The 10,368-nt window shown below is 66.1% G+C and carries 11 protein-coding genes and 1 pseudogene; 9 read left to right on the forward strand and 3 right to left on the reverse strand.

Annotation, left to right across the window (positions count from 1 at the left end; all coding sequences use genetic code 11):
- From VGD20_RS09725 to VGD20_RS09745, 5 genes and pseudogenes are all read left to right on the forward strand, one after another.
- Positions 1 to 610, forward strand: a pseudogene (locus VGD20_RS09725) (polysaccharide biosynthesis protein); the annotation flags it as partial.
- On the forward strand, positions 607 to 1,326 hold the full coding sequence (locus VGD20_RS09730) for an HAD-IB family phosphatase (protein WP_331134249.1): 720 nt from the start codon (positions 607 to 609) through the stop codon (positions 1,324 to 1,326). The pseudogene VGD20_RS09725 and the gene VGD20_RS09730, both read left to right, overlap by 4 nt.
- Positions 1,326 to 2,465, forward strand: coding sequence for a hypothetical protein (locus tag VGD20_RS09735; RefSeq protein WP_331134250.1), 1,140 nt, complete (start codon positions 1,326 to 1,328; stop codon positions 2,463 to 2,465). The genes VGD20_RS09730 and VGD20_RS09735 overlap by 1 nt, the downstream gene beginning before the upstream one ends.
- Complete coding sequence (locus VGD20_RS09740) at positions 2,462 to 3,565, forward strand: CDP-alcohol phosphatidyltransferase family protein (protein WP_331134251.1); 1,104 nt, start codon at positions 2,462 to 2,464, stop codon at positions 3,563 to 3,565. Before VGD20_RS09735 ends, VGD20_RS09740 begins: the two co-directional genes overlap by 4 nt.
- Complete coding sequence (locus VGD20_RS09745) at positions 3,562 to 3,990, forward strand: HIT family protein (protein ID WP_331134252.1); 429 nt, start codon at positions 3,562 to 3,564, stop codon at positions 3,988 to 3,990. Before VGD20_RS09740 ends, VGD20_RS09745 begins: the two co-directional genes overlap by 4 nt.
- On the opposite strand, the gene VGD20_RS09750 is transcribed toward VGD20_RS09745, so the two are convergent.
- From VGD20_RS09750 to VGD20_RS09760, 3 genes are read right to left on the reverse strand one after another with little or no spacing between them, the layout of a single operon-like run.
- On the reverse strand, positions 3,978 to 4,742 hold the full coding sequence (locus VGD20_RS09750) for a sugar phosphate nucleotidyltransferase (RefSeq protein WP_037517822.1): 765 nt from the start codon (positions 4,740 to 4,742) through the stop codon (positions 3,978 to 3,980). The genes VGD20_RS09745 and VGD20_RS09750 overlap by 13 nt on opposite strands.
- Positions 4,739 to 5,533 (reverse strand): nucleotidyltransferase family protein, encoded by a 795-nt coding sequence (locus VGD20_RS09755; protein ID WP_331134253.1) that lies wholly within the window; start codon positions 5,531 to 5,533, stop codon positions 4,739 to 4,741. Before VGD20_RS09755 ends, VGD20_RS09750 begins: the two co-directional genes overlap by 4 nt.
- Entirely contained in the window at positions 5,530 to 6,456 is a 927-nt protein-coding gene (locus tag VGD20_RS09760) for an alpha/beta hydrolase (protein ID WP_331134254.1), read from the reverse strand. The genes VGD20_RS09755 and VGD20_RS09760 overlap by 4 nt, the downstream gene beginning before the upstream one ends.
- Positions 6,457 to 6,578: 122 nt before the next feature.
- Here VGD20_RS09760 and VGD20_RS09765 point away from each other — a divergent pair, with 122 nt between their 5' ends.
- The 4 genes from VGD20_RS09765 to VGD20_RS09780 all read left to right on the forward strand — a co-directional run.
- Positions 6,579 to 7,421 (forward strand): diacylglycerol/lipid kinase family protein, encoded by an 843-nt coding sequence (locus VGD20_RS09765; RefSeq protein ID WP_331134255.1) that lies wholly within the window; start codon positions 6,579 to 6,581, stop codon positions 7,419 to 7,421.
- A complete protein-coding gene (locus VGD20_RS09770) occupies positions 7,418 to 8,266 on the forward strand; it encodes a metallophosphoesterase (RefSeq protein ID WP_331134256.1) in 849 nt (282 codons plus the stop codon). Before VGD20_RS09765 ends, VGD20_RS09770 begins: the two co-directional genes overlap by 4 nt.
- Positions 8,267 to 8,331: 65 nt before the next feature.
- Positions 8,332 to 9,423 carry a hypothetical protein gene (locus VGD20_RS09775; protein WP_331134257.1) on the forward strand — a complete coding sequence of 364 codons (1,092 nt, stop codon included), beginning with the start codon at positions 8,332 to 8,334 and terminating at the stop codon, positions 9,421 to 9,423.
- On the forward strand, positions 9,420 to 10,368 hold a 949-nt coding region (locus VGD20_RS09780; RefSeq protein WP_331134258.1), incomplete at its 3' end, for an aminoglycoside phosphotransferase family protein. The genes VGD20_RS09775 and VGD20_RS09780, both read left to right, overlap by 4 nt.

Below are 10,368 nucleotides of genomic sequence, written 5' to 3' on the forward strand. Positions count from 1 at the left end.
TTACGCCTATGCGACGCGGCTGATCTCGGCGATCACCCTCCCCCTCGCCGCCGTGCTTGCTGCGGGCAGCGCGTCGCTGCTGGGACTGTTCGGGCCGCAGGCACAAGCCGCGCAGGCTGCGCTGGTCATCCTGCTCTTCGCTCGCGCGGCAGAGGCGGTCCTCGGCATCGCGGCGCCGGTGCTGCAAGTGGTTGCCGCCTTCAGCCAGCAGCTGACCGCCAGCATCTTCGGCGTCGGTCTTGCGGTGGGTGCGGGGTGGCTGATCGTCGGCCATCTCGATCCGCTGACCGGAGTCACGCTTGCCACCGCGATCGGGGTCGTTGCGATGGCGGGAATTCCGATGCTGCAGCTCGCGTTTACCGAAAAACTTCACCCGTTCGATGCGCAATTCCCCGCGGTCGCCATTCGCGCGATAGCGATCACGCTGGCGGCGGGCGCGCTCACACTGCTCGCCGACCGTCTGCCAGACCTGTTCTCATTGCCGTTGATCGTGCTGATCGCCGCCACGTCGGTCTGGCTGGCGATGCGCTTTGCCTTGCCGCTCGCCGATCGCGCCTCGCTGGGCAAGACCGGTCGCCGGCTGCGATTGCTGGGGGAACAGGACGCATGACCGACATCCCCCCGTCCGCCCGCATCGCTGTCTACGATCTCGACCGCACCGTGCTGCGCAAACCGACCTTTACCCTGTTCCTGTTGTGGGCGGCGTGGCGCGAGGCGCCGTGGCGGTTGCTGCTGCTTCCGGCGCTCGCCGCGCTGATGATCGGCTATGCACTCCGCCTCTACGGGCGCGACCGGTTCAAGCCGGCCGCCATCCGCCTGATGCTCGGTGCCAGCATATCGCCTGCACGCGCCGAGGCGCTCGCTACGCGCTTCGCCGCGTGGCGGGTGCCTCAGGATGTTCCGCCAGGCGCCGCGGCGTGCATCGCGCGCGACCGCGCCGCGGGATACCGGCTGCTGATGGCGACCGCCGCGCCCGAATTCTACGCCGTCGCGATCGCCGACGCGCTCGGATTCGATGCGACCGTCGCTTCGCGTCACCGGCGCGGCGCCGAGGGGAACTGGCTGCCCGCCCTCGACGGGCCCAATTGCTACGGTGCCGAAAAGGCACGCCGCGTTGCCGAATGGCTCGCAGCCAATGGTGCTGGCAAGACCCCCCATATTCGTGCCTATTCGGACCATCTCAGCGACGCGCCGACCTTTGCCCTCGCCAGCGAGGCCTGGCTGGTCGGCCGCGGCGACAAATTCGTCCGGCTGGCAGCACAGCATGGCTGGCACGCAGCGGATTTCGAGGACGCCGCGGCGGGCGCGGTGATCAGGGCCCGATAATGCGTATCCTCTTCCTGTTCATCGGCGAACCCCACCAGATATTCCACGCACTTCCTATCGCTGCCGAAATGGCGGCCGAGGGCCATCAGGTCGAAGTCGCCGTCGCGAGCCCGGATCATCTGCGCATGGTCGACCAGGTGGCAGACGCCTATCCGGGCTTTGCTCCGCGCGTCACGCTGCTCGGCCAGCGGGGCATCAGCCGCTGGCTGCGCGATCGCGCGCTCATCCGCCATCCGCGCCTGCCCATCCTGTTCGGCGCGCTCGGTTTCCTGCGCCAGTTTGACGCGATCGTCGTCCCCGAACGGACGACCACCGCGATCCGGCACTTCCTTTCGCGCCGGACGCACCTGATCTTCACTCCACATGGCGCGGGCGACCGCGCAATCATGCTCGATCCGCGTGACCGGCATTTCGATTTCGTGCTGGTGGCGGGCAAAAAGAGCGAGCAGCGCCTGCTCGAAGCGGGGACGATCCGCCCCGGTCATTATGCCGTCAACGGCTATGTGAAGCTCGACCTGATGACGCGGCTGCAGAAAATGCGCGAGCCCCTGTTCGACAATGGTCGCCCGACCGTTCTTTATGCACCACATTTCCATCGCGGGCTGTCTTCGTGGGACCGGTTCGGCCGCGATATCATCGACTGGTTCGCCGGTCAGGATCGCTACAATCTGGTGGTTGCCCCGCATGTCAGACTGTTCGCCGAGGCGGGCGATGCCGCGCGCGATGCCATTCGGCAACTCGCCGTGCCGGACAAGATATTGATCGACCTGCAATCCGACCGATTGTTCGATATGAGCTATACGAGCGGCGCCGACATCTATCTCGGTGACGTCAGCAGCCAGGTCTACGAATTTCTTGGTTCCCCACGCCCGTGCCTGTTCCTCAACGCGCATCGCGTCGATTGGGTCGGCGATCCCGATTACCTCTTCTGGACCCTTGGCGATGTTATCGACGACCTGACCCAATTGCCGTTCGCGCTCAACCAGGCGCCCGCTCGGCACGTGCACTACGTTGACGCACAATGCGACAGGCTGGCCGAATCGATCGGCGGCGACCCGGCCGGCGCGGCGCAGCGCGGCGCCGAGGCGATCTCGCGCTTCCTTGCAAAGAACGCCGGGCAGGATAAGAGCGGCGGATGACCGACGCCAAGTCCTTGCCCGCCCTGACGCCGATCGGCGATAATCCGACGCTGCTGTGGGGCATGACCAATGCCGAACGGCTACGCCGGCTGGCGCGCGCGGAAGGCTTGCCCGAAACCATTCCGGCGTCAGGCGCAGAGCTCGCCGTCAATCTGGATTACGTGTTCGATCCAGTGTGGCTGCGCCACATGCTGACACTCCCCGGCGCGGTGCTGATGGACGGCGACACGCTCGTGATGGCGCATCTTACCGGCGGGATGCGGCCCGAGGATATCGCGGGACATCGCAGCGAACTCACGATCATCGACTATCGCGACAATCCGCAAATCTATAACAGGCAGCTCCGCAAGCTCGACTGTCCGTTCGTCCAGCGACTGACCCCCGAGACGCGGCGCGAAATCGAACGGAAGAGCTATTTTGGCGCCTACAAGGGCGTCACCGACGCGCTCACCAAATATCTGTGGCCCGAAATCGCGCTGTGGCTGACGCGCGGCGCCGCGAGCATCGGCATGACCCCGAACATGGTCACCGCGATCGGCGCGGCGCTCTGCATCTATGCCACTTATCTCTTCGCCTACGGCCATTACTGGACCGGCATGCTCGCGGGCTTCATCTTCATGGTGCTCGACACCGTCGACGGAAAGCTGGCGCGCTGCACGATCACCTCGTCGAAATGGGGCAATGTCGCCGACCACGGCGTCGACCTGATCCATCCCCCTTTCTGGTGGTATTTCTGGGGTGTCGGGCTCGGCACATGGGGGCTCGCCCTCTCGAACCAGACCTTCTTGCTAGTCATGATTGCGGTCGTCGCCGGCTATATCCTCCAGCGCGTGATCGAGGGACTGTTCATCAAGGACTTCGGCATGGACATCCATGTCTGGCAGAAGTTCGACAGCGACTTCCGCCTGATCACCGCGCGGCGCAACCCGAATATCGCGATCCTCTTCTTCGCGACGCTTGCCGGACGCCCCGACCTCGGGCTGATCGCGCTGGCATGGTGGACCGTCATCTCGCTGGTCGTCCACGCGGTGCGGCTGGTGCAGGCCTATGCCGTAAAGCGTTCGGGCCGCCCGATCGTCAGCTGGATGGAAGAAGCATGAACGAGACCATCGCCAAATTCGGCCATCCCGCCACGCTGATCGCCGAATATGAGCATTGGGTCGTGTTGCTGCGCCCCGCGCAGCCGACGCTCGGCGCGCTGGTGCTGGCGGCGAAGTCGGATGCGCGGGCGTTCGGCGAGCTGCCCGCCGAGGCGCATGCCGAACTCAAGGTTGCAACCCACGCGATCGAAGCCGCGCTGACCCGAGCCGTCGGCTATGCGAAAATCAATTATCTCATGCTGATGATGGTTGACCCGCACGTCCATTTCCACGTCCTGCCCCGCTATGACGGCGAACGCAGCGGCGCGGGTTTGACCATCGCCGATGCCGGCTGGCCAGCGCAGCCCGATCTCGGACAGGCGGTAAAGCTGGATGAGGCAGAGACGGCAGCCGTTGTCGGCTGGCTCAAACCCTATTTCGCGTAGCGGCCTTCTTCGGCCCATTTCGCGGTCAGCGCATCGGCGGCTTCGACGTCCTGCGGGAAGTCCACTTCCTGCCACTCAAGCCCTTCGATCGACACGGTGCCGACGCGGTTGCCCTTGGCGATGATGTCGATCGCGCGGAGGTACCAGCGCTCGACCCCGTCGGGGGTACGCATCATCTGGTCGACCTGATTGCGGAAGATCGACGGGCCGTCGCCGACGAACGCCAGCATGCCGATCGATTCGGCATTGGTGTCGGGCGGCAGCAGCCGCTTGCCGATGTGATGCAGGCGCCCTTCGGCGTCGCGATTCACCTTCATATCGTCGTCGTCATAGTCGGCCTTGACATCGACGGTGACGTTGATCGGTTCGTTCGCGCCCGCGATCAGCTTCGCGACGATCTCGTCCGAGATGATGGTATCGCCGTTGAGGATGATGAAATCGCGGTCCATCTCTTCGCGCGCGATCCAGCAGGTGCCGAGATTGTCGGCGACCTGGAAGAAGGGATTGAAGAGCGTGCGAATGCGCGCGCCAGTGTCGCGGTAAAGCTGCAGCGCATGGTCCTCGACGCGTTCGGTGCGAAAGCCCGTAACCACGACGATGTCCTTGATCCCGTTCGCAACGAGCGCCGCGACCTGCCAGCTGATGAGGCTACGGCCGTTGAACTCGATCAGGCATTTGGGGATGTCGCGGGTCAGCGGCAGCAGGCGCGAGCCCTGCCCGGCCGACAGGATGATGGCTTTGTCGATGGTCATAGGGGCTGCCCTATAGCGCCTTGCCGCCGCGCGGCAAATATCGCTTCGATCAGTTCGATGTCGGCGGGCTTGTCGGCGTCGATGCACGCTTCGGGATCAGCCATCGGGACGACCTTCGCCTGAAGCCCGAACCGCAGCCCGGCGCGCGCGACGCCCTGCTGGATCGTAAAGAGGCGAAGCAGCGCTCCGATGAGCAGCCACGGACCGAAAGCGGCGATAATTCTCAGCCCCTTCTTGCGATCGCGCTCGATACGCCCCCAGAAATCGAGCAGCGGCAGCACGCGGCGCCCGCGCAAACGGAACATATTCGCCCCCGACCACCAGCCGCCACGGAATTTCAGCCAGGTGCGTTTGGATTCGGGATAGCGCGCGAGCAGAATTTCGCGCTCGACCATCGCGACCGCGACATCGCTGTCTCCGGCTCCGCTCAGGAATTCGGCGATCATCGTCGGCGTAAGCAGTACATTGTCGGCGGTCGTCACGAGCAACGGATCGTCGCCCGGTGGCAACGCTGCGGCGAGCGAGTTGCTGATCCCCTGTCCCGAATCCGCGAAAAGCAGGTCGGCGAGTCCCATCAGTCCTGGCTCGGCCGCGAGTTCGGCGCTGTTCTGCGCGAGGATCATGATTGTGCCGACTTCGGGCGACGCGCGGAGCGCCTTTACCACGTGGACAAGCATCGCCTGTCCCGCGATCGGCAGCAACGCCTTGGTCGATGCGCCGCTCCCCGTCAGCAGCGGGTCGGGACCGGGGCGGCTGCCCGCGAGGACGATCGCCGGGATCGCGGCGATCACCGCACGGCCTCTGTCGTTGGCACAATGCGGCGCCCCGTCACACCGCGCAGGAAATCAGTCGCCTCTTCCAGCACCGGTCCCTTGCCCCGAAATGGCGCAGCGAGCGCCATCACGATGCCAGTGTGCCCCATGCCCGGATAGATGCGCAGCGTCACTGCGCCACCCGCCTTATCGATCGCCGCGGCGAGGTTCTGGCTGTTGCGCGGGCGCACGGTGTCGTCCTCATCGCCGGTCGCGAGCCATAAGGGCGGCGCATCGCCGCGCGCGAAATGGATCGGCTGCGTTTTTTCGATCGGCTTGACCTTGCCCATCGCCTTGTCACCGCGGCCACCCTTTTCGAGCGGCAGAAAGTCATAGGGGCCAGCAAGCCCCGCGACGCCGCGGATGATCGACGGATCGCTCTTCACCGCGCGCAGCCATTGCGGATCGAGCGCAAGCATCGCGGCATTATAGGCGCCCGCCGAATGCCCCATCAGCGCAATGCGGTCGGGGTCACCGCCGAGCTTGGCGATATGTTCGTGCGTCCACGCCACGGCCGCTGCGCTATCCTCGATAAAGTCGGGCCAATGCGCCTTGGGCACGAGCCGATAATCCGGAATCGCGACAACGAAGCCCTGCCGCGCCAGGGCGCGCCCGGCAAAGCCATAACTGTCGCGCTCGCCGCTGTCCCAACCGCCGCCATAGAAGAAGACGATGACGGGCAACCGGTCGCCCGTATCGGCATTTTCGGGCACCCAGATGTCGAGCGACTGGCGCGGCCCGCGGCCGTACGGCTGGTCGGCGAGCAGCAGCCGCGCGCCATCGCCCTGCCCGAGCAGCCGGTCGGCCATGTTGAGCGACTTCGCGCCCCCCGCGACGATCATCTTGGCCCCGCCGCCAAACAGCAGCACGAGCAGCAGCACCACGAAAAGGAATTTGATCAACCGTCGTCCTTTGGAAACCGGCCCCGCCATTCTCCGCGCCCTACAGGGCTGCGGGGCGCCGAACAAGACGGCTGCACGATATGCGCCGCGACCTTTTCGGCGTTCGCGCGTAGGACAGGGCAATGACCGCCAGCTTCACCCGCCCCGCCCTTGTCTGCAACCTGCGTAGCGGCAGTTCTGACGAGGCGCTCGTCGGCCGTTTGGCCGGGATCTGTCGCGCCGCGGATGCGCCGCTCGTCCGCACGATCATTCTTCCCGACGGCGATCTGCCGTCTGCGACCATGCTGGAGGGCGACAGCGTCGACCTGCTGCTGGTCCTGAGCGGCGACGGCACGCTCAACGCGGCCGCTGGCAAGCTCGAGACATGGAACGGCGCGATGCTCCCGCTTCCGGGCGGGACGCTCAACCTGTTTCACAAGACGCTGCACGGCGATCGCAATCCCGAGGAGGCCTTACGAGACGCGCTGGGCGGCAAGGCACGCGCAGTCCATCCGCCAACGATTCTCTGCGATGCCGGGCGAGCCTACATCGGCGTCATCGCCGGGCCGACGACGGCGTGGGCCGAAGTTCGCGAGCAATTCCGCTCGCTAAGCCTAAGCGGCCTTGCCGAAGCCATCCCCGACGCGATCGATGCGACGCTGCATGGCGACGGTGTCCGCATCCGCGGCACTGACCAGTCGTTCCAGGCGATCAACCTGACACCAAAGGCCGACGGCATCCTCGCCGAAGGCCTGATCACCGACAGCGCGGGATCGATCCTGCGCCACGGAATCGCCTGGCTCGGCGGCGACTTTCGCGAAGGCCCAAGCGTCGACCTGTCCGAGCGCCGCGCGGTCGTCATTGAAGGCAGCGGAACGATCGGCCTGCTTCTCGACGGCGAACCGGCCGAACTGCCGCCCGGCGCGACCTACCGCCTGGAGCCCAGCCCGCTCGCATTTCTCGCTACGGCCCCCGTCACCGCATGACCCGGCTCTTCCATATCAGCGACCTCCATTTCGGGCTGGAAGACCGCGCTGCGCTCGCCTGGTTTACCGATTGCGTCCGACGCGAGCAGCCCGATGCCGTGCTGATCACCGGCGATTTGACCATGCGGGCGCGCAGCCGCGAATTCGCAGCCGCATGCGGCTGGATCGGCGCGCTCGACGTGCCGGTGACGGTCGAGGTCGGCAATCATGACCTCCCCTATTTCAACCCGGTCGCCCGCTTCTTTTATCCCTATCGCCGCATCCGCGGGATTGAGCGGCTGGTCGAACGCGAACTCGACCTCGCGGGGGTTGTGGTCGTCCCGCTCAAGACGACTGCACGCGCACAATGGCGTCTCGACTGGTCGAAGGGCTGGGTGACGAGGCGGGCATTGGAGAAGACGCTCGCCGCGATCGATGCCTTGCCACACGGCACGACGGTGCTCGTCACCGCGCATCACCCGCTGGTCGAGGCAGGCACGAAGGGCCGCGCGCTGACCCGCGGCGGCGAACGCGCACTCGCGGCGCTGGCCGAGCGCGGCGTCGCGGCGGTGCTCACCGGCCACGTCCACGATGCTTTCGATCTGGTGAAAGAGACCGCCGGCGGCCCCGTTCGCATGATCGGCGCGGGCACGCTGTCGCGGCGCATCCGCTCGACCCCGCCGAGCTTCAACGACCTGAGCGTCGAAGGCGCAGCGATCGGCGTGCGCGTCCGCAACCTCGACCATGTCCCGACCCCCGACATGCAAATCGACGATGTCCCGCCCGACGCGCTGCCGCCACGCGAACCCGGCGAGCCGGTCGCGCCCGTCGCCGCCGTGCCGCCGGTGGATCCACCAGTGCATTGACGCCGCGCCCCATTGACGCATCCCGGCGCCCCGTTACGTTGCAAGAAAAAACGGGATGAGGACATATGCTGACCAAAGGTGACGATTTTCCGTTGCATCAGACCAGCGAACCGATCGCGTTCGCCGGGACAGACCGCAACTTTTACGACCGCTATTTCTTCAACGGCTACAGCCCCGACGGCTCGATCTTCTTTGCCGCGGCGATGGGATTTTATCCGCAGCTCGGCATCGTCGATGCCAGCTTCTGTGTCATCGTCGACGGAGTGCAGCATAATCTTCGCGCCAGCCGGCGTTCGGGCGGCGAACGGCTGAACCTGTCGGTCGGACCGATCGCGCTCGGCATCGACATACCGCTCGAGATCGTCACGCTGACCATCGCGCCGAACGACGGGCCGCTCGCGGGCGAACTGCGTTTCACCGGCCGCCATTTCCCGATCGAGGAACCACGCTTCATCCGCCGCAACGGCACACGGCTGTTCATGGACTATACGCGCATGACGCAGAACGGCCATTGGTCGGGCTGGCTGTCGGTCGATGGCCGGCGCGTCGATGCCGGCGCCGACTGGCCCGGCACGCGCGACCGCAGCTGGGGTGTCCGCCCCGTCGGCGCGAGCGAGCCCCAACCGCCGCCCGAGGGCAATTTCAGCCAATTCTTCTGGTTGTGGACACCGTGCAATTTCGAAGGCAGCTCGCTCTTCTTTCACAGCAACGACGATGGCGCGGGCAATCCGTGGAACCGCCGCGCGGTGATCGTCGGCGATGGCGGGATCGAGCAGCATTTCGACGCCGCAACCTTTACGGCAAACTGGCAACCCGGATCGCGGCGGATCGCCAGCATGTCCGCCAAACTGGGGAGCGGCCGTTCGCTGACGCTGACGCCCACCGGGCCGGTCTTCGCGATGAGCGGGCTTGGCTACACGCACCCGGTCTGGGGCCACGGCCTCGACCATGGCCCCGAACCTGCCGTCGCGTACGACAGGCTTTCGGACGTCGAACGCGGCTGGGGCAATCCGCTGGCGATGCATATTCAGGCACTCGTCACCGCCGAGCTTGTCGATGGCGACAATGTTCATCGCGGGGTCGGCGTGCTCGAACAATTGTTCGTGGGCCCGCATGAACCCACCGGCCTTGCAGGCCTGATGGACCCGGCGCGATGAGTTTCCCGACCTGCCCCGAGGCAATGTCGCCCGCATGGTTGGCCGGGGCGCTGGGACAGGGCGCCGAAACACTGCGCGGCTTCACCGTCGCCAAGGTCGGCACCGGCCAGATGTGCGACAGCTTTCGCCTGACGCTCGACTGGACGGGCGATTTCGGCGCACCGTCGACGGTCGTCGCCAAATGCCCGAGCCATGACGAGGCGAGCCGCCATATCGCGAAACTGACGGGCACATACGTCAAGGAAGTCAGCTGGTACCGCGAACTGGCGGCAGGAAGCGGTGTAGCCGCGCCCTCATGCCACCATGCCGAGATCGCCGACGACGATGTCGATTTTGTCCTGATCCTCTCGGACCTCGCCCCCGCGCGGCAGGGCGACCAGCTCGCGGGGCTGGGTCTGGCCGGGCTCGTTCCCTGCATCGACGCCGCAGCGGGGCTCCATGCGTTACTGTGGAACGACCCGCGGCTCGATACACTCCCCTGGCTCGCACGTGACAATGGCGACGTGATCCGCGCGCTGTTCCCGCAGCTCTATGCGGGATTTCGCGAACGCTATGCGGAGCGGCTCGAACCCGAGGTGCTCGACCTCGGCGCGGGGATCGCCCAGCGGCTCGACGCCTATCTCGCGCGGCAGACCGCGGCACGGACGATCGTCCACGGCGACCTGCGCATCGACAATATCCTCTTCGCGCCCGATGGCGAAAGCTGCTGGCTGGTCGACTGGCAGACGCTCGGGCGCGGCAGCGGCGCGACCGACCTCGCCTATCTGATTGGCACGAGCATCGCCGACCCCTTCGAGCGCGCCGCGGCCGACCGGCCGGCGTTCGACCACTGGATCGCGGCGCTCCGCCAGCGCGGCGTCGATCCCGACCCCGACGCGCTTTGGACCGACTATCGGGTCGGCGCGCTCAGCGGATATTTCATGGCGGTCTTCGCATCGATGAGCG

This window comes from Sphingopyxis sp., assembly GCF_036402335.1.
Lineage (GTDB): Bacteria > Pseudomonadota > Alphaproteobacteria > Sphingomonadales > Sphingomonadaceae > Sphingopyxis.

What these genes read in the sequence shown, in the direction of transcription:
- VGD20_RS09730 (WP_331134249.1), top strand. Translation starts at nt 607, where the DNA reads ATGACCGACATCCCCCCGTCCGCCCGCATCGCTGTCTACGATCTCGAC.
- VGD20_RS09735 (WP_331134250.1), top strand. Translation starts at nt 1,326, where the DNA reads ATGCGTATCCTCTTCCTGTTCATCGGCGAACCCCACCAGATATTCCAC.
- VGD20_RS09740 (WP_331134251.1), top strand. Translation starts at nt 2,462, where the DNA reads ATGACCGACGCCAAGTCCTTGCCCGCCCTGACGCCGATCGGCGATAAT.
- VGD20_RS09745 (WP_331134252.1), top strand. Translation starts at nt 3,562, where the DNA reads ATGAACGAGACCATCGCCAAATTCGGCCATCCCGCCACGCTGATCGCC.
- VGD20_RS09750 (WP_037517822.1), bottom strand. Translation starts at nt 4,742, where the DNA reads ATGACCATCGACAAAGCCATCATCCTGTCGGCCGGGCAGGGCTCGCGC.
- VGD20_RS09765 (WP_331134255.1), top strand. Translation starts at nt 6,579, where the DNA reads ATGACCGCCAGCTTCACCCGCCCCGCCCTTGTCTGCAACCTGCGTAGC.
- VGD20_RS09770 (WP_331134256.1), top strand. Translation starts at nt 7,418, where the DNA reads ATGACCCGGCTCTTCCATATCAGCGACCTCCATTTCGGGCTGGAAGAC.
- VGD20_RS09775 (WP_331134257.1), top strand. Translation starts at nt 8,332, where the DNA reads ATGCTGACCAAAGGTGACGATTTTCCGTTGCATCAGACCAGCGAACCG.